This is a genomic window from Mesorhizobium sp. ES1-3 (assembly GCF_020164795.1).
Taxonomy (GTDB): Bacteria; Pseudomonadota; Alphaproteobacteria; order Rhizobiales; family Rhizobiaceae; genus Mesorhizobium.
The window spans coordinates 134,416-151,378 of record NZ_JAIUGW010000013.1; the positions used below are offsets into that span (position 1 = coordinate 134,416).

Sequence of the window (16,963 nt, forward strand, 5' to 3'; positions counted from 1 at the left end):
CCGGTTGGTGAACAATCAGAACTCGATCCCCTGCTGAGCTTTCACGCCCGCCGAGAAATGATGCTTGGTCACGCCCATCTCGGTGACCAGATCGGCGGCCCCGATCAGCGGTGGCTTGGCGTTGCGGCCGGTAACGACGACATGCAGGCCCTCGCGCCGGCCCTTCAGCGCCGCTACCACCTTGTCGAGATCGAGATAATCGTAGCGCAGCGCGATGTTGAGTTCGTCGAGCACGACAAGGCTGATGGAGGGATCGTCGATCAATTCCCGCGCTTTGGCCCAGGCAGCCTCGGCGGCCGCGATGTCGCGCTTCAAATCCTGCGTCTCCCAGGTGAAACCCTCGCCCATGGCGTGCCAGACGACCCGGTCGCCAAAGGCGGCGAAAGCGTCCTTCTCGCCGGTGTGCCATTTGCCCTTGATGAACTGGACGACGCCGACGCGCTTGCCGTAGCCGAGCATTCTAAGCGCCAGCCCGAAGGCGGCCGTGGTCTTGCCCTTGCCGGGACCGGTGTTGACGATCAGCAACCCCTTCTCGATCGTCTTGCCAGCAACCTCGGCGTCCTGCACCGCCTTGCGCTTGGCCATTTTGGCGCGATGGCGTTCTTCATCCTTGTCGTCGATATCAGTCATTTCACTTCACCTTGAGCGGTAGCCCCGCCACCATCAGCAGCACCGTGTCGGCGACCGCGGCGACCCGCTGGTTGAGCCGGCCGGCGTCGTCGCGAAAACGCCGCGCCAGCGCATTATCGGGCACGATACCTTGCCCGACCTCGTTCGATACCACGATCCATGGTCCGCGCGGCCGCGACAGCACGTCCGCCAGCCGTCGGCACGCCGCGTCCACGTCGTGGTCGGCCAGCATGTGATTGGTCAGCCACAGCGTCAGGCAGTCGACAAGCACCGGCTGATCATCCGGCAAGGCTTCCAGCGCTTCGGCAAGGTCGAGTGGCGCATCGATGGTCGACCACCCTTCGCCGCGCCGCGAGCGGTGCAACGCGATGCGCTCGCGCATCTCGTCGTCATAGGCTTGCGCCGTGGCGATATAGGCCCATGGCGAGGGCAATGCCGCCACCAGGGTTTCGGCGTGCGCGCTCTTGCCGGAGCGCGCGCCACCGATGATGAAGGTCAGCTTGCCGCGATCAGGCAAAGCTGTCGCGCAGGCTGGTCGCCGTGCCGGTGAAGCGCCTGCGCACCACGCCGACGACGGCGCCGAGCACCAGCCAGAACATCAGATTGGTCACCGTCACCGCCACCACGAACTGATGGTGCAGGCCTTCCGGGATCGGTGTTTCGAAACTGTCGGGCTGCGGCGCGCCGACGATGTGCGGGGCAACGATCAGCAAGACGGCGAGGATGGTCAAAGGCAGCGATCTGCGAAACACGATCAGGCCAAGGCCGATAGCGGTAGCCGTCGCCGTCGCCGTCCACCAGATCTGACGCGAAAGCAGATCGGCCGCCGGCATTGCCGGCAGTTCCGGCTGCAGGCCGAGGCCTGGCGCCAGCGTGAACACGGCAAAGCCGGCCAGCCCCCAGAATACACCCTGGCGCCAGTTGCCGACGCCGCCGGCAAACTCGGAAACCGCGACCAGGACCAGCGCGAAGCCGATGCCGGTGACGATATTGGCAACCACGCTGAAGGCGAAACGCTCGAAGCCGTCGGCCGGCGCCCAGCCTTCGTCTTCCTCCGCCGGCGCCTTGGCTTCGACGGCTGCTGGCGCGGCAGAACTCATCGCATTCCCAGCGGGCGCGACCGTGCTTACGGCGCTGGTATCGGGTGCCGCGCCATGGTCGTGGTGATGGCCGCCGCCGGCCTTTTCGTAAACCTCCGCCTTGAGGATCAGCGGCACTGTCGCATAGGCCTGCATGCAGGCGAGAACGACACCGGCCACGAGCCCCGCGATCGCCGCGACGAACACGACGTTGCGAAACAGATTCATGATGTCAGACCCTCGTCAGTGGCAGGGAAACGCCATCGAGTGGCGATAGTCGTGGGCGGCATTGTGGACCGCATCGATATGCGAGAAACCGACAAAGCCGACGACAAAAATGCCGAGCAGCGCCGCGAGCGCGAGCTGCATGAAGCGCGACTGCGAGGAGACGGAGGCGCCGAGGGAGACGGAAGCGGTAGTCATGTCTTGTCCTTTCGCCCTCCACCCGAGGGCATCGAAGTCAGTTTCCTGTCGCCGGCAGGTCTCCTGGCTCGCGGATAAGCGCCCTTCCCCACCTTCCCGAAGGAAAACCTTCAGTGGCATATGGAGAGGACTACCGCACACAGTTGCGGGGGCAGCCACGGCATTGGACAGGAATTCCTGTCCGCACCGCATTCCCTCTTGGCTCCAAAAAGGAACCGACGACGCTGGTGACTATAGGGAAATTCGCCGCGCGCGGCAAACCAAATTCCGACAGCCGCCAGCGCAGGAGCGTCGCATCGGCAAAGCCGCTCCCATCCTGTCCTGTTTGACAAACTCCATGGCCGGGTGTCGGCTGGCAACCCTCACAGGAAGCCAGCCATGCAGCCCGATGCCAGCGAGCGCGAGCCCTATAACGGCCTGACCCGAACCGAGCCGTCGCTGCCCTCATCGGCCTATTGGCATCAGGAGAACTATCAGCGTGATCTCGACGCCATCTGGTACAGAAATTGGCTGCTCGTCTGCCGCGAGGCCGACCTTGCCCAGCCTTTGGCATTCCGCACCTTCCGCGTCGGTACGCAGGAAATTCTTGTGTTGCGCGACGAGACTGGCGCGTTGCGTGCCTTCCACAACACGTGCCGGCATCGCGGCTCGCAGCTTTGCCAGGAAAGCGAAGGACGGCTGAAGGCGCGGCTGATCACCTGCCCGTATCATGCCTGGTCCTATTCGCTGCACGGCGACCTTGTGCGCGTGCCATCGAAGTCGCTGCCTGATGGCTTCGACAAGGCCGATTATCCGCTTTATCGCGTCGCACTCTCGGTGTGGCGGGGCTTCGTCTTCGCCAATCTTGCTGAAGATGCCGCCGGCTCGGCGCAGTCATCCTTCGACCCGGCCTCCGGCGACCTCGGCAACTGGCCGCTGGACAAGCTGGTGTCGGGCCATGTGCTGCGCAAGGTGATGAACTGCAACTGGAAGATTTTTTGGGAAAACTTCAACGAATGCCTGCACTGCCCGGGCGTTCACAAGGACCTGTCGCGGCTTGTGCCGATCTATGGCGGCGGTCTGATGAGCCGGCACGACGATCCCGAATGGGCGCGCCATGCCGCCAATGATGCGCCGGAGTTTTCGGGCGGCCTGCGCGCCGGGGCTGAAACATGGTCGCGTGACGGGCGGACGCACGGGCCGGTCTTCCCGGGCTTGACGCAGGCGGAACGAACCGCTGGCCAGACCTACGTCACCAGCCTGCCCTCGATGTTCATCGTCGGCCATGTCGACTATGTCAGGACCGTGCGGCTGGTGCCGCTCGGCCCGGAGCAGACCGAATTGACCGCCGAATGGCTGTTCGCGCCCGAGGCGCTCGCCGAGACCGACATCGACAACATCGTCGCCTTCGGCACACAGGTGCTGGAGGAGGATGCCGCCATCTGCGAGGTCAACCAGAAGGGCCTGCGCTCGATGCGCCATCAAGCCGGCGTGCTGATGCCCGAGGAGTACGACTTGCATCGTTTCCACAATTGGGTGCGCGAGCGCCATACGGCGCTTTCGCTCTGATTTTCAGAGGGATTTCGGCAGATAGCGCCAGGTCATGAAGCCGCAAAGCGCTGCCAGCAGGCCGAGCGTGACGAACACCGATCCCAGTCCGAAGAAGGCCAGCACCACCGAATAGACCAGCGGCGGCGTCAGTTCGGAAAAGTCGAGATAGGTGCGGTAGACCGCCGCCATCTGCGCGCGCTCATAGGAGCGCACCGAGCGCATGAAGGCGGTCGAACCCAGCGCATCGAGTGCGATGGTGAAGAAGGCGCCACACAGCAGGAAGGCGCCGGTGAGCAGCGGTACGGTTTCGCCCACGGCACCGGCGGCCAGCAGCGACGCCGACATGGCGAAATAGGCAAATGTCATGGTCCGGCGGCCGCCAAAGCGCTTTCCCGCCTTGCCCCAGAAGATCGCCATGAACAGCAGCGCATTGCCGGCCGAGACCAGCAGGCCGCCCGCCAGTTCACCCTCGCCGGTGATCACCATGAACAGCGGTCCATAGACGAAGAACGTCGTCCAGAAGCAGGATCGGCCGAAGGCGATCAGCCAGGCGAGCCTGAGCCTCGGCTGCGCCACGAAGCGGCCGATATTGGCGAGCGGATTGGCCGGCCGCGTCTTGCCGGGGCGGATCGACGGGTTGTCGCCCAGCCGGTACGTCCAGAACAGCGCCAGCAAGGCCATGGCGAAAACCGCCACCGCGCCATGCGCGGCGTAGATGCCGAAATGCGCATAGAGGAAGATGCCAAGCGTCGGCCCGCCCGTCCAGGCGACCATCGACCACGCCATGCGCAGCGATTCGGCTTGCATGAAGTCGGTCTTGCGGATGTGGTCCATGATGTAGAGGTTGAGCGTGATCGAAAGCGCACTGGCACCCATCACCCGGCACAGCATGCCGGCCACTTGCCCGGCGAGCGTATGAGTGACGAAGAACAGCGAGCCGATGGCGAGCAGGCAGGCGCCCGCCGTGTAGACCCAGCGCCGCGCAAAGCGGCGGATCAGCATCGGCATGAACAAGGTCACCGACAGGCCGAGCATCGACACGACGGTATAGAGGATCGAGACGGTCTGCTCGTTATGGAGGGTTTCGTAGGCCTGGATCGGTATGACGCTCGATACCATGGCGCGGGCGAAGGATTCCACCGCGTAGAGCGAGGCGAAGGTGCGCGCATCCGCGGCCTTGAGGGCCGGAAGCCAGATCGGATGGCGCACATGCGTGGACATTGCTTCCCCAAAGCAGAATCGCGGCGTCAAATCTGCCGTGGACACTTCAGGCCCATTAAGAGGAAACCGACGCACATCCGGCAAAAGCGAAGCCGGTCAAAGGCTTTCCCGCGCTGGCCCAACCCGGCGGCTGACGCGCACCCGCCGCGCGACCCAGGCCAAGGCGACCGGCCTTCTTCTGTCCGGTGCAACCGTGATAGTCGTCTTGTAGGAGCTGAATCAGATCGCGAGACCATGAGCATCCACACGCCGACCGCACCCGTTCCGGAGCCATCGAAGCGCATCGTCGCCATCGATATTTTACGCGGCGTCGCGCTGATCGCGATGGCGAGCTACCATTTCACCTGGGATCTGGAATTCTTCGGTTACACCGACCCCGGCCTCACCGCCTTTGGCTGGTGGAAGATCTATGCCCGCTGCATCGCCTCGACCTTCCTGTTCCTGGTCGGCGTCAGCCTGTATCTCGCGCATGGCCGACAGATCCGCTGGAACGGTTTCTGGAAACGGTTCGCCATGGTCGCCGGTGCGGCGGTCGCCATCTCGATCGTCACCCGCATCGCCACGCCCGACGGATTCATCTTCTTCGGCATCCTGCACGAGATCGCGCTCGCAAGCCTGCTTGGCCTCGCTTTCCTGCGCCTGCCGGGGCTGCTGACGCTTGTCGTCGCCGCGCTCACCATCGCGGCGCCGGTCTACCTGCGCTTCGAGGCCCTCGATCACCCCTGGCTGTGGTGGATCGGCCTTTCCGCCGTCAATCCGCGCTCCAACGACTACGTGCCGCTGTTCCCCTGGTTCGGTGTGGTGCTTCTCGGCCTCGGAGTGACGAAACTCGCGTCCGCTTCCGGCATACGGGCACGCCTGGCGAGCCTCGCGCCAGGCCGCTGGGCCAATCCGCTGGTCTTCATCGGCCGCCACAGCCTGGCCTTCTACCTGATCCACCAGCCGCTGCTGATCAGTAGCGTCTGGCTGTTCTCGCAAGTGATGCCGGCCCAGGTCGAGCCTCCGCAGGTCAATTTCCTGAAAACCTGCCAGCGCTCATGCGAGCAGATGCGCAACGCGACCTTCTGTTCGAGCTATTGCGGCTGCATGCTCGAGACGCTTCAAGGCGAAGCCTCTCTTGATCGGCTCTTCAACAACGACCAGACTGCGGACTTCAGGGCGCATCTGTCCGATCTTGCCGCAACGTGCACCGCCAAGACCGAGGACAAGATGACGGAGGGAGGGACACAATGACCGAGCCGAAGCCTGGGACCGTGCCGAAGCCTGGGGTGATACCGTGGCCGCCGGTGATCTACGCTGCCGCGATCGCGATCAGCATCATCCTCGGCATGCTCTATCCCTTGCCCTGGATCGGCGACCTCCTGGGCGACATTCTGTTCGCCGCCGGCTGGGTGGCACTGTTCACCGTCGCCGTACTCTGGTTCACCGCGATCCGCACCATGATACGGGCCCGGACAACGCTCAATCCCAACGCCGTACCCGATCATCTCGTCACGACCGGCCCCTTCGGCGTCACCCGCAACCCGATGTATTTGGCCAACACGCTGCTGTTGATCGGCGTTGCCTTCGTCTCGGGCATCGCCTGGTTCTTCCTGCTTGCCTTCGTCGCCGCCTTCGCCACCCAGAAGGTCGCGATCGAGCGCGAGGAAAAGATGTTGACGGCGAAATTCGGCAAGAAATACCGCGATTATGCAAAAAGAGTGCGGCGCTGGATCTGAGCCAGCGTTAAAATTGCCAATCTCCCCCCTCGTGGGGGAGATGTCCGGCAGGACAGAAGGGGGCGCCGTCCCGCCAACATCTCGAAATTTCGGCTAGGTGTTGACGCCGAGCTCGACCAGCCGCTCGACGCAAGACTCCTCGGCCTGGTCGAGTTCGGCCAGCGTCTCCTCGAGGTCGCGGCGTTTTTGCCTGAGATCCTCGCGCTTTTCCTCGATGCGCTTGATCATCAGCTTGAGCTGCCCGACCTCGCCCGGCGGCTCCTTGTACATCTGGATGATCTCGCGGATCTCGTTGATCGAGAAGCCGAGGCGTTTTCCGCGCATGATCTGCCGGATGAGGTGACGGTCGGAAGGGCGAAACAGCCGCGTGCGACCGCGCCGCACCGGCTGCACCAGTCCCTCGTCTTCGTAGAAACGCAGCGTCCGCGTAGACACGTCGAATTCGCGGGTCAGCTCGGTGATCGAATAATATTCCCGCATTGTCACTCCATGCGGGAATTCCGGGCATTCGCCATGCGGCGCCCTTCTCTCCCGAACCAAACCGTTGCCACACCGGAATCGACGCTGCACCCCGTGCGAGCCTCGCACGGCATTTACGTAAAAGTCAATTGAGACGCCTAACGGATACTGAACCACCAGGTCGCGAGGCCTAGGAAAGCAAAGAATCCAACGACATCGGTAACGGTGGTGACAAAAACCGCCGAAGCGACTGCGGGGTCGACCTTGAACCGGTCGAGCAGCAACGGGATCAGGATGCCGGCAAGGGCCGCCACGAACATGTTGATGATCATCGCCGCCGCGATGATGCCGCCCAGATTGGGGTCGTGGAACCAGACGGCCGCGACGATGCCGATCAGGATGGCGAAGACGATGCCGTTGATGAAGCCGACGCCTATTTCGCGGCGGATGATGCGGCCGGCATTGTAGATGTCGAGGTCCCTCGTCGCCAGCGCCCGTACCGTGACGGTCATGGTCTGCGAACCGGCATTGCCGCCCATGCCGGCCACGATCGGCATCAGCACGGCGAGCGCCACAATATGCTCGATCGTGCGGTCGAACAGGCCGATCACCGAGGCCGCCAGGAATGCAGTGAGAAGGTTGACGAGCAGCCAGGGAACCCGCGAGCGCGAAGTCGCCAGGATGCTGTCGGAGAGCTCCTCGTCGCCGACGCCGCCCATGCGCAGCAGGTCTTCCTCCGCTTCCTGCTGGATGACGTCGACAACGTCGTCGATGGTCAGCACGCCGACCAGCCGCTCGTTCTCGTCGACGACGGCGGCCGACAAAAGGTCGTATTGCTCGAATTCCCGCGCCGCCTCTTCCTGGTCCATGGTCGCCGGGATGGCGTGCCGCGTCTCATGCATGACTTCCTCGACCTTGACCGCGCGCTTGGTGCGCAGGATCTGGTCGAGATCGATGGCGCCCAGCAGCTTGAAGGTCGGATCGATGACGAAGATCTGGCTGAAGCGGTCGGGAAGGTTCTTGTCCTCGCGCATGTAGTCGATGGTCTGGCCGATGGTCCAGAACGGCGGCACCGCGACGAACTCGGTCTGCATGCGCCGCCCGGCGGTCTCTTCCGGGTAGTCGAGCGAACGGCGCAGCCTGATCCGCTCGGTGAACGGCAGCCGCGACAGGATCTCGTCCTGGTCTTCCGGTTCGAGGTCTTCGAGGATGTAGACCGCATCGTCGGAATCGAGTGCCTGCACGGCTTGCGCGATCTGCGCATTGGGCAGGTTATCGACGATATCCATGCGGATCGCCTCGTCGACCTCGGTCAGCGCGGAAAAATCGAAGTCGGCGCCCAGCAGTTCGACCAGCGCGCGCCGCTGTTCGGGGTGCAGCGCCTCGATGAGGTCGCCAAGTTCCGACTGATGCAGGTCGTCGACCTGGCGCTTGAGGGTCAGCGTATCGCGATCGGCGATCGCCGCGCCGATCTGGGCAAGGAAGGACGATAGGACGGCACCGTCCTCGCCATAGATATCAGCGTGGTGCTCGTCGGCGGCCCTGGCGCCGGTCGTCCGTTCGTCCTGGCCTTCCACCAGCGCCTCCCGCCATCAGAATCCCGGAAAAGGTGCAAATCAGGTCTAGACCATGAGTCCGCAAAGTGGAAACCGGTTTTCGGGTCCGGTGCCCATACAAAAGTAACGGCGACCCGGAACGCTTCAACGTCGCAACATTTTCTTCCAACGCACGGGAATCTCAGGCCAAACGCGTTCTTGCCAGCTCATCCCGTGTTTTACCAATGCCAAGTTGTCGTACCCGCGCGGACTGCCGATTTCATCAAAGGCCGGCCACGCTTCGGCTTCCGGCAGCGCGACAGCCGATGTCGCTGGGGAAAGAGCACCCCCGCGCCATTGGAGCAGAATTGTCATGATGCAGGTCCAGGCATCGCCTGGACCCGCCAGGCCGCAACAAAAAAGCCGGAAACCCTTGAAGATCAGGTCGCGGACAGAGGACAAGGCAATCGAAGAGCAGCGCGTTCGCGTGGTCGTGGCCGAGCGCAATCCGCTCGTCATATCGGCGCTGCGTGAAATGCTGGACTGCGACGGGCGCTTCGAACTTTTGGCCTCGGTACAAAGCGGCAGGCATTTCCTGGAGCTTGCGGCGGCACAGGAGTTCGATGTCGCCGTAATCGGCTGGAAGCTCTCCGATATGGACTGCGCCGACGTCCTGGCCGAGGTCCAGGGCAGCAAGCTCAACGTTCGCATCGCGGTCTTTTCAAACGACCACGACATCGGCATCCTGAAACAGTGCGTCCGCCTCGGGGCTCAGGGCTACTGCTTCCAGTTCGACGATCCCGCCATTATCTTCGATACGATCCTGGCTGTCGCGCATGGCCGTATCTGCATCCCCTATATCGACATCAACAAGGTCAACGACACGCCTCTGTCCCGGCTTACGGTGCGCGAGCGTGAGCTGCTGGCGGTACTGTCCGATGGCTGGACCAATTTGCAGATCGCGACCCGGACCGGGATCTCCGAGAATACGGTGAAGTACCATCTCAAGAATCTCTACGACAAGCTGGATGTCCGCAACCGCGCCATGGCGGTCGCGCTCTATTCACGAGAGAGGCGCAGCCAGAGCAGCCTTTCGGGTAGGGCGACCGGGTAGGCCATGCCCACCCGCACGCGGCAAATTCTTACCCGCCAAGGTGTTGTTGCAATCAGCCGTCGAAACGAAACTCCCCACCACCGCTTTGCTGGATCAGGAGGAGTTCGCACCATGGCCGGTTTCACCCATCTTTTCATCCCCGGGCCGACCAATATCCCCGAGCAGGTGCGGCAGGCGATGAACCTGCCCATGGAGGACATGCGCGCGGCCTCCTTCCCCGACCTCACCCTGCCGCTGTTCGAGGACATCAAAAAAGTCTTCAAGAACGAGACCGGCCGCGTCTTCATCTATCCGTCCTCCGGCACCGGCGCCTGGGAAGCGGCGATGACCAATGTGCTCAGCCCCGGCGACCGCGTGCTGATGTCGCGCTTCGGCCAGTTCTCGCATTTGTGGGTCGACATGGCCGAGCGCCTCGGCTTCGAGGTCGAGGTGATCGACTGCGAATGGGGAACCGGCGTTCCGCTGGACCTCTATGCGGAGCGGTTGAAGGCGGACAAGACGCACCGCATCAAGGCGATCTTCTGCACCCAGAACGAGACGGCGACAGGTGTCACCAGTGACGTGGCCGGCTGCCGCGCCGCGCTCGACGATGCGAACCACCCAGCGCTCCTCTTCGTCGACGGCGTCTCGTCGATCGGCTCGATCGATTTCCGCCAGGAAGAATGGGGTGTCGACTGCGCCGTCAGCGGTTCGCAGAAGGGTTTCATGCTGCCGGCGGGTCTCGGCTTCCTGTCGGTCAGCAAGAAGGCGCTCGTGGCTTCGAGAATCGCCACTCACCGGCGCTGCTTCTTCTCCTTCGAGGACATGATCCGCGCCAACGATGCCGGCTATTTTCCCTACACGCCGGCGACGCAATTGCTGCGCGGCCTGCGCGCCTCGCTCGACCTGATCGCCGAGGAAGGGCTGGACACCATCTTTGCCCGCCACCACCGGCTGGCTGAAGGCGTGCGCAAGGCGGTCGATGCCTGGGGCCTGAAGCTCTGTGCCAAGGCGCCGAAATGGCATTCGGACACGGTCAGCGCCATTCTCGTGCCCGATGGCATCGACAGCGGCGATGTCGTCAAGCGCGCCTCCCAGGCCTACCAGACATCGCTCGGCGGTGGCCTCAACAAGGTGTTCGGCAAGGTTTTCCGCATTGGCCATCTCGGCTGGCTGAACGAGGTGATGGTGCTGGCCTCGCTGTCATCGGCGGAAATGGCGCTGCTCGATTGCGGCGTCCGGCTGGCGCCGGGCTCGGGCGTCGGCGCCGCCATCCAGCATTTCCGCGCCTCGGCCGCAATGCCTGTCGCCGCGGCCGCCTGAGGGGAGAGAAGATGAGCCACACCATCAACCACCTCAGGAAACTCAGGCTGCAGCGCAGCGAACTGGCGGTTCCCGGCTCCAGCCCGGAGATGATCGACAAGGCGGCCAACAGCGCCGCCGACTTCGTCTTCCTCGACATCGAGGACGCTGTCGCCCCGCCCGACAAGGAACGCGCCCGCAAGAACATCATCCAGGCGCTCAACGACATCGACTGGCGCGCCAAGGGCAAGACCGTTTCGGTACGCATCAACGGCCTCGACACGCACTACATGTATCGCGACGTCGTCGACGTGATGGAACAGGCCGGCGACCGGCTGGACACGATCCTGGTGCCGAAGGTCGGCGTGCCGGCCGACCTCTACATGGTCGAGGCCATGGTCAACCAGGTCGAGATGGCCAAGGGTTTCAAGACACGTGTCGGCCTTGAAGCCCTGATCGAGACCGCGCTCGGCATGGCCAATGTCGAGGCCATTGCCGCGACGCCAGGCCGGCTGGAGGCGATGCATTTCGGCGTTGCCGACTATGCCGCCAGCAACAAGGCGCGCACCGTCAACATCGGCGGCCTCAATCCCGACTATCCCGGCGACCAGTGGCATTTCGCCCTGTCGCGGATGACTGTGGCCTGCCGCGCCTATGGGTTGCGCGCCATCGACGGGCCGTTCGGCGATTTCTCCGATCCGGAAGGCTACAAGGCGGCCGCCAGGCGCGCTGCCGCACTCGGCATCGAGGGCAAATGGGCGATCCATCCCTCGCAGATTGCCTTGGCCAACGAGGTGTTCTCACCGCCGGAGAAGGAAGTCACGCGCGCCCGCCGCATCCTCGAAGTGCTGAAGGAAGCCGAGGCGCAGGGCAAGGGTGCCGCCGCGCTCGACGGCAAGATGATCGACGCCGCATCGGAACGCATGGCGCGCAACGTGCTGGTGGTCAACGACGCCATCGAACGCGCCGGCCAGCTTAACTAGCCAACGAGAGCCGCGCCTCGCGGCACCTTGACGATTTGGGGAGGAGAAAAAATGGACATCCACGAATATCAAGCCAAGGAACTGCTCGCCCGGCATGGGGTGCATGTGCCGCGCGGCGGCCTGGCCTACAGCCCCGAACAGGCGACCTACCGGGCGCGCGAGATCGGCGGCGGCAAATGGGTGCTGAAGGCGCAGGTTCATTCCGGCGCGCGCGGCAAGGCCGGCGGCATCAAGCTGTGCGCCAATGACGAGGAGATTTCCAACGCCGCCGAAGCCATGCTCGGGCGCAAGCTGGTGACCCACCAGACCGGCCCGCGCGGCAAGCTTATCTCGCGGCTCTATCTGGAGGAAGCCGTCGACATCGCGCAGGAGCTCTATCTCGGCTTCGTGCTCGACCGCAAGGAAGAGCGCGTCATGATCGTGGCCTCGGCCGCCGGCGGCATGGAGATCGAGGAGATCGCCGAAAGAGCGCCAGATTCCATCATCCGCGCCACCGTCGATCCGGGCGTCGGCATGCAGCGCTTCCAGGCGCGCGAGATCGCCTTCGGGCTCGGGCTGGAGGACAGCCTGATTGGCAAGGCGACCGAGACCATCTTCAGCTGTTACCAGGTGTTCCGCGACTACGACGCCTCGATGCTGGAGATCAATCCACTGGTGGTGACCCGCGACGGCAGCCTGGTCGCCCTCGACGCCAAGATGTCGTTCGACGAGAACGCGCTGTTCCGGCGGCCCGAAATCTCCGAATTGCGCGACAAGAGCCAGGAAGACCCGCGCGAAACCTTCGCCAGCGACCGCGGCCTCTCCTATGTCGGCCTCGACGGCAATATCGGCTGCATCATCAATGGTGCCGGGCTGGCCATGGCGACGATGGACATGATCAAGATCGCCGGCGGCGAACCGGCCAATTTCCTCGACATCGGCGGCGGCGCTTCGCCCGAGCGTGTGGCGAAATCCTTCCGCGCCGTGCTCGGCGACAAGAATGTCGAGACCATCCTGGTCAACATCTTTGCCGGCATCAACCGTTGCGACTGGGTTGCCGAGGGCGTCATCAAGGCGATCCGCGAGGTCGGCGTCAACGTGCCGCTGGTGGTGCGGCTTTCCGGTACCAGGGCCGAGGAAGGACGCAAGATCCTGGCCGATTCCGGCGAGGCGGTGATCGTCGCCGACACGCTCGCCGAAGCCGCCGAAAAAGCCGTCGCCGCATGGCGCGCGGCCACCAAGAAAAAAGCAGCCTGAGGGAGGACGGAAAATGGCAATCCTGCTCAACCGCAGCACGCGCGTCATCGTGCAAGGTTTCACCGGCAAGATCGGCAGCTTCCATGCCGAGGACATGAAGCGCTACGGCACCAAGCTCGTCGGCGGCGTCACCCCCGGCAAGGGCGGACAGACGCATCTCGGCCTGCCGATCTTCAACACCGTCAAGGGCGCGGTGCGCGAAACCCGCGCCGAGGCGAGCATCGTCTTCGTGCCGCCGCCCTTTGCCGCCGATTCGATCATGGAGGCCGCGGATGCGGGGATAAAGCTCTGCGTCTGCATCACCGACGGCATACCCTCGCAGGACATGATGCAGGTCAAGCGCTACATGCGCCGCTACCGCTTCGAGGACCGCATGCGACTGGTCGGGCCGAACTGCGCCGGCATCATCACGCCGGGACAGGCGCTGATGGGCATCATGCCCGGCTCGATCTACCTTCCCGGCCGCGTCGGCATCGTCGGACGCTCGGGGACGCTGGGCTACGAGGCCGCCTCGCAGATGAAGGCGCTCGGCATCGGCGTCTCGACCAGCGTCGGCATCGGCGGCGATCCGATCAACGGCTCCTCCTTCAAGGACGTTCTGAAGCTGTTCGAGCAGGACGACGAAACCGACGCCGTGGTGATGATCGGCGAGATCGGCGGACCGCAGGAAGCCGAAGCCGCGATCTGGGCGCGCGACAATATGAGGAAGCCGCTGATCGCCTACATTGCCGGGCTTTCCGCCCCGAAAGGCCGCCGCATGGGCCACGCCGGCGCCATCATCTCCGCCTTCGGCGAGTCCGCGCAGGAAAAGGTCGAGATCCTGAAAGAGGCCGGCGTCATCATCGTGCCGACGCCGTCGTCCTTCGGGGACGTGGTGGCGGAGACGCTGGAGCGAACGAAGAAGGCGGCTTGAAGCGGTTTGGAACAGAGCAGACGCATCAAATTTCGGGAGGACGAACGCAGCCTCTTGTTGCGCCTGCTGCTGCAGGTCGCAAGCGCGCGCGAGCCGGAGATCGCCGCCGTTCTGACCGGACGCAGGTCACTTGTCTCGCTTGCCGCGGAGCAGCGCATCCCGGCGCTTCAGGCGAGCGGCGTTTGGTTCCAGTTGCTGGCGATTGCCGACGAGTTGCTTGCCATGCGGGCGCGTCGCGAACTCGAACAAGGCGCCGGTGTCGACGAAATGCCCGGCTCCTTCGGCAGCGTCATCGCGCGGATGGCGGCGAACGGTTATTCGGCGGCGGAGGTCCAGGCGAGGCTCGACGAACTCTGCGTCGGCCCGACCATGACCGCGCACCCGACCGAGGCCAAACGCGTCACGGTGCTGGAGATCCACCGACGTATCTATCGCAAGCTGACCGAGCTCGACCAGCCGCGCTGGGCGCCACGCGAACGCGACCTGCTGGTCGCCGATCTGGAAAGCGAGATCGAGCTTCTGTGGATGACAGGCGAGCTGCGGCTGGAGCGCCCAACGGTCGAACGCGAAATCGCCTGGGGCCTGCATTTCTTTCGCGAAGTCATCTTTGAGGCAACGCCGCAGCTCTATGGAAAGCTTGAAGGCGCCATCGAGCGCCACTATCCGGCGGCGCCGATCAGAATCCCCTCCTTCATGCGCTATGCCTCGTGGATCGGCGGCGACCGCGACGGCAACCCGAATGTGACGGCCGCCGTCACCGCCCATGCCCTGGCCGAATACCGCGATACCGCCATGGGCTGGTATCTGGCGCAGATGCAGCGGCTGGTGACGGTGCTCAGCGCCAGTTCGAACGTCGTCGACCTGCCGGCCAGCTTCAAGCCGGTGTTGCATACTGCGCTTGATAAAAGCGGACAGGCTGACGTGATCAGCGCCCGCAACCCTGACGAACCGCTTCGCCAGTTTGCTTCGGCCTTGTTTGCCCGCCTAATAGCCACGCGGGACGGCAGCGCGGCAGCGTACCCGTCGGCAGAGGGGTTTCGTTCCGATTTGAACGCGCTGTCTCGCGTTCTCGAAGCAATCGGAGGGCGCGCGGTAGCCAGGCGTTTCGTCCAGCCCCTGCTTTGGCAAGTCGGAAGCTTCGGCTTCCGCACCGTCTCGCTCGACATCCGGCAGAACTCCACGGTCGTCAACCGCGTGCTGGCCGAGCTGTTTGCACTGACAAATCCCGCCGATCCGGCCGAAGCCGGCACGCCGCAATGGTCGGCGCGCATTCGCAAAGCTATCGCCGAGGGTGAGCGGCTGGAGATCGACGCCAGGTACCTCTCGCCTGAAGCAGGTGAACTGCTTTCGACATTCTCCGTCATCGCCAAGCACATCTCCAGCTCGGATCCCGACGCTGTCGGCTCTTTCGTTCTCTCGATGACCCGCTCGGTCGACGATCTGCTCGCGGTCTATCTGCTGGCACAATATTGCGGACTCTCAACCGCGCCCGCCGGCGGCACAATCAGGCTGCGGATCGTGCCATTGTTCGAGACCATCGCCGATCTGCAGGCCGCGCCGGGCATATTGAACGGATTGCTCGACGTCTCTTTGGTGAGGCGCACGGTGCGCGATTTCGGCGCGCGCCAGGAAATCATGCTTGGCTATTCGGATTCCAACAAGGACGGCGGCTTTCTCGCTTCCAATTGGGAACTGGCAAAAGCGCAAAAGCGCCTCGCTGCCGTCGGGCGCAAGCACAAGGTCAGGATCAGTTTCTTTCACGGTCGCGGCGGCTCCGTCAGCCGTGGCGGCGCGCCGACCGGCCGAGCAATCGCGGCGCAGCCGCAAGGCACCGTCACTGGCACCATGCGGGTGACCGAGCAGGGCGAGGTCGTATCGTCGAAATTCGCCAATCGCGGCACCGGCCTTAACCAGCTCGAAATTCTCGCCGCCGCCGTTCTGGCCCACAGCGTCGTATCGCCCGGAGATGTCGAACCGAAGGAAACGCCGGAGTTCGATGAGGCGCTGGAAGCGCTGGCGGGCATGTCACAGGCATCCTATGCCCGGTTGATGGCCGAGCCCGGCTTCCTCCAGTATTTCAACGAGGCAAGCCCGGTCGCGGAACTGACGCTCCTGAAAATGGGCTCACGGCCGGATCGCCGTTTCGGTGCCAGCGGCATTGCCGACCTGCGCGCCATTCCATGGGTGTTCGCCTGGAGCCAGAACCGTCATCTGCTGACCGGCTGGTATGGCATTGGCAGCGCGCTCAGCGCTTTCGTCACGGTGCGTGGCGAGGCTGGGCGCGAACTTCTGGGCCGCATGTTCGAGCACTCGCGCTTCTTTCGCCTGATCGTCGACGAGGCCGAGAAGACGCTTTACCAATCCGACATGGAGATCGCGCGGCTCTACGCCGGCCTGGTGTCCGACTGCGACGCGGCCCACCGAATCCATGCCCGCATCGCCGCTGAACACGAGTTGACGCGACGCCTGATCGGGGACCTCACCGGGGGCGATCTTTCCGCACGCTTTCCGATGTTCAAGCGGCGTTTCGACAGTCTGCGGCGGCAGATGGACGACATCCACCGGCTGCAAGTCGATCTGCTGCGTGATGTCAGGGCAAGGACGACGGATCAAAAGCGGGCAACCGACGCCTTGCTCGTATCGATCAATTGCATCTCGGCTGGCCTTGGGTGGACGGGATAGCTCGCCGGCTGGTCGAGCTGCCACATCAAGGCGCGCGTCGGTCATGGGAACAGATTTGCACACGAACTGTGGCGTTGGAAAGCTGAGCGTGCCGAGGCCACCCCACGTTTCAAGAAGAACCGAGGAGGAAAATCTTCATAGGCCTTGGCTAAGAAAGCC

Annotated in this window: 17 protein-coding genes and 1 riboswitch; of the genes, 9 read left to right on the plus strand and 8 right to left on the minus strand. The window is 63.9% G+C overall.

Translation table 11 applies throughout. The features are described 5' to 3' along the window. Window positions 1–15: 15 nt before the first annotated feature. From cobO to LB536_RS18935, 4 genes are read right to left on the minus strand one after another with little or no spacing between them, the layout of a single operon-like run. Complete coding sequence (cobO, locus tag LB536_RS18920) at window positions 16–630, minus strand: cob(I)yrinic acid a,c-diamide adenosyltransferase (RefSeq protein ID WP_224595385.1); 615 nt, start codon at window positions 628–630, stop codon at window positions 16–18. A 1-nt stretch (window position 631) separates the two neighbouring features. Next, a complete protein-coding gene (gene cobU / locus LB536_RS18925; protein ID WP_224595388.1) occupies window positions 632–1,147 on the minus strand; it encodes a bifunctional adenosylcobinamide kinase/adenosylcobinamide-phosphate guanylyltransferase in 516 nt (171 codons plus the stop codon). Further along, window positions 1,140–1,937: a CbtA family protein gene (locus LB536_RS18930; RefSeq protein WP_224595390.1), complete on the minus strand. Its 798-nt coding sequence runs from the start codon at window positions 1,935–1,937 to the stop codon at window positions 1,140–1,142. The genes cobU and LB536_RS18930 overlap by 8 nt, the downstream gene beginning before the upstream one ends. Window positions 1,938–1,952: 15 nt before the next feature. Beyond that, complete coding sequence (locus tag LB536_RS18935; protein WP_015317373.1) at window positions 1,953–2,132, minus strand: CbtB domain-containing protein; 180 nt, start codon at window positions 2,130–2,132, stop codon at window positions 1,953–1,955. 35 nt (window positions 2,133–2,167) lie between these two features. Beyond that, window positions 2,168–2,367: riboswitch (cobalamin riboswitch) on the minus strand. Window positions 2,368–2,510: 143 nt separating this feature from the next. Between LB536_RS18935 and LB536_RS18940 the strand changes: the two genes are divergently transcribed. Further along, window positions 2,511–3,680, plus strand: coding sequence for an aromatic ring-hydroxylating oxygenase subunit alpha (locus LB536_RS18940; protein WP_224595392.1), 1,170 nt, complete (start codon window positions 2,511–2,513; stop codon window positions 3,678–3,680). Between the two features lie 3 nt (window positions 3,681–3,683). On the opposite strand, the gene LB536_RS18945 is transcribed toward LB536_RS18940, so the two are convergent. Beyond that, a complete protein-coding gene (locus tag LB536_RS18945) occupies window positions 3,684–4,883 on the minus strand; it encodes an MFS transporter (protein WP_224595394.1) in 1,200 nt (399 codons plus the stop codon). Window positions 4,884–5,117: 234 nt separating this feature from the next. Between LB536_RS18945 and LB536_RS18950 the strand changes: the two genes are divergently transcribed. Next, window positions 5,118–6,116 carry a heparan-alpha-glucosaminide N-acetyltransferase gene (locus LB536_RS18950; RefSeq protein WP_224595395.1) on the plus strand — a complete coding sequence of 333 codons (999 nt, stop codon included), beginning with the start codon at window positions 5,118–5,120 and terminating at the stop codon, window positions 6,114–6,116. Then, window positions 6,113–6,601, plus strand: a complete 489-nt coding sequence (locus LB536_RS18955; RefSeq protein WP_224595396.1) for a methyltransferase family protein — start codon at window positions 6,113–6,115, stop codon at window positions 6,599–6,601. Before LB536_RS18950 ends, LB536_RS18955 begins: the two co-directional genes overlap by 4 nt. A 93-nt stretch (window positions 6,602–6,694) precedes the next feature. Here LB536_RS18955 and LB536_RS18960 read toward each other — a convergent pair whose 3' ends face one another. From LB536_RS18960 to LB536_RS18970, 3 genes are all read right to left on the minus strand, one after another. Next, entirely contained in the window at window positions 6,695–7,081 is a 387-nt protein-coding gene (locus LB536_RS18960; RefSeq protein WP_006203215.1) for a MerR family transcriptional regulator, read from the minus strand. A gap of 137 nt (window positions 7,082–7,218) precedes the next feature. Next, window positions 7,219–8,637 (minus strand): magnesium transporter, encoded by a 1,419-nt coding sequence (mgtE, locus tag LB536_RS18965; RefSeq protein ID WP_224595397.1) that lies wholly within the window; start codon window positions 8,635–8,637, stop codon window positions 7,219–7,221. 123 nt (window positions 8,638–8,760) lie between these two features. Then, window positions 8,761–8,970, minus strand: a complete 210-nt coding sequence (locus LB536_RS18970) for a hypothetical protein (RefSeq protein WP_140812374.1) — start codon at window positions 8,968–8,970, stop codon at window positions 8,761–8,763. Window positions 8,971–9,028: 58 nt separating this feature from the next. On the opposite strand from LB536_RS18970, the gene LB536_RS18975 reads away from it, so the two are divergent. From LB536_RS18975 to LB536_RS19000, 6 genes are all read left to right on the plus strand, one after another. Then, window positions 9,029–9,709 (plus strand): response regulator transcription factor, encoded by a 681-nt coding sequence (locus LB536_RS18975; RefSeq protein WP_224595398.1) that lies wholly within the window; start codon window positions 9,029–9,031, stop codon window positions 9,707–9,709. A gap of 111 nt (window positions 9,710–9,820) precedes the next feature. Beyond that, window positions 9,821–11,011, plus strand: a complete 1,191-nt coding sequence (locus LB536_RS18980) for an aminotransferase class V-fold PLP-dependent enzyme (RefSeq protein ID WP_224595400.1) — start codon at window positions 9,821–9,823, stop codon at window positions 11,009–11,011. An 11-nt stretch (window positions 11,012–11,022) separates the two neighbouring features. Beyond that, complete coding sequence (locus tag LB536_RS18985; RefSeq protein WP_140758195.1) at window positions 11,023–11,973, plus strand: HpcH/HpaI aldolase/citrate lyase family protein; 951 nt, start codon at window positions 11,023–11,025, stop codon at window positions 11,971–11,973. 51 nt (window positions 11,974–12,024) lie between these two features. Then, window positions 12,025–13,209 (plus strand): malate--CoA ligase subunit beta, encoded by a 1,185-nt coding sequence (locus LB536_RS18990; RefSeq protein WP_140758194.1) that lies wholly within the window; start codon window positions 12,025–12,027, stop codon window positions 13,207–13,209. A 13-nt stretch (window positions 13,210–13,222) separates the two neighbouring features. Continuing rightward, window positions 13,223–14,122 (plus strand): succinate--CoA ligase subunit alpha, encoded by a 900-nt coding sequence (gene sucD, locus LB536_RS18995; RefSeq protein ID WP_127871573.1) that lies wholly within the window; start codon window positions 13,223–13,225, stop codon window positions 14,120–14,122. Window positions 14,123–14,128: 6 nt separating this feature from the next. Beyond that, on the plus strand, window positions 14,129–16,804 hold the full coding sequence (locus tag LB536_RS19000) for a phosphoenolpyruvate carboxylase (RefSeq protein WP_224595401.1): 2,676 nt from the start codon (window positions 14,129–14,131) through the stop codon (window positions 16,802–16,804). Window positions 16,805–16,963: the final 159 nt, after the last annotated feature.

Excerpts from the sequence above, each read along its gene's own strand:
- cobO (WP_224595385.1), bottom strand. The coding sequence starts at position 630 with ATGACTGATATCGACGACAAGGATGAAGAACGCCATCGCGCCAAAATG.
- LB536_RS18930 (WP_224595390.1), bottom strand. The coding sequence starts at position 1,937 with ATGAATCTGTTTCGCAACGTCGTGTTCGTCGCGGCGATCGCGGGGCTC.
- LB536_RS18935 (WP_015317373.1), bottom strand. The coding sequence starts at position 2,132 with ATGACTACCGCTTCCGTCTCCCTCGGCGCCTCCGTCTCCTCGCAGTCG.
- LB536_RS18940 (WP_224595392.1), top strand. The coding sequence starts at position 2,511 with ATGCAGCCCGATGCCAGCGAGCGCGAGCCCTATAACGGCCTGACCCGA.
- LB536_RS18945 (WP_224595394.1), bottom strand. The coding sequence starts at position 4,883 with ATGTCCACGCATGTGCGCCATCCGATCTGGCTTCCGGCCCTCAAGGCC.
- LB536_RS18950 (WP_224595395.1), top strand. The coding sequence starts at position 5,118 with ATGAGCATCCACACGCCGACCGCACCCGTTCCGGAGCCATCGAAGCGC.
- LB536_RS18955 (WP_224595396.1), top strand. The coding sequence starts at position 6,113 with ATGACCGAGCCGAAGCCTGGGACCGTGCCGAAGCCTGGGGTGATACCG.
- LB536_RS18960 (WP_006203215.1), bottom strand. The coding sequence starts at position 7,081 with ATGCGGGAATATTATTCGATCACCGAGCTGACCCGCGAATTCGACGTG.
- LB536_RS18970 (WP_140812374.1), bottom strand. The coding sequence starts at position 8,970 with ATGACAATTCTGCTCCAATGGCGCGGGGGTGCTCTTTCCCCAGCGACA.
- LB536_RS18980 (WP_224595400.1), top strand. The coding sequence starts at position 9,821 with ATGGCCGGTTTCACCCATCTTTTCATCCCCGGGCCGACCAATATCCCC.
- LB536_RS18985 (WP_140758195.1), top strand. The coding sequence starts at position 11,023 with ATGAGCCACACCATCAACCACCTCAGGAAACTCAGGCTGCAGCGCAGC.
- LB536_RS18990 (WP_140758194.1), top strand. The coding sequence starts at position 12,025 with ATGGACATCCACGAATATCAAGCCAAGGAACTGCTCGCCCGGCATGGG.
- sucD (WP_127871573.1), top strand. The coding sequence starts at position 13,223 with ATGGCAATCCTGCTCAACCGCAGCACGCGCGTCATCGTGCAAGGTTTC.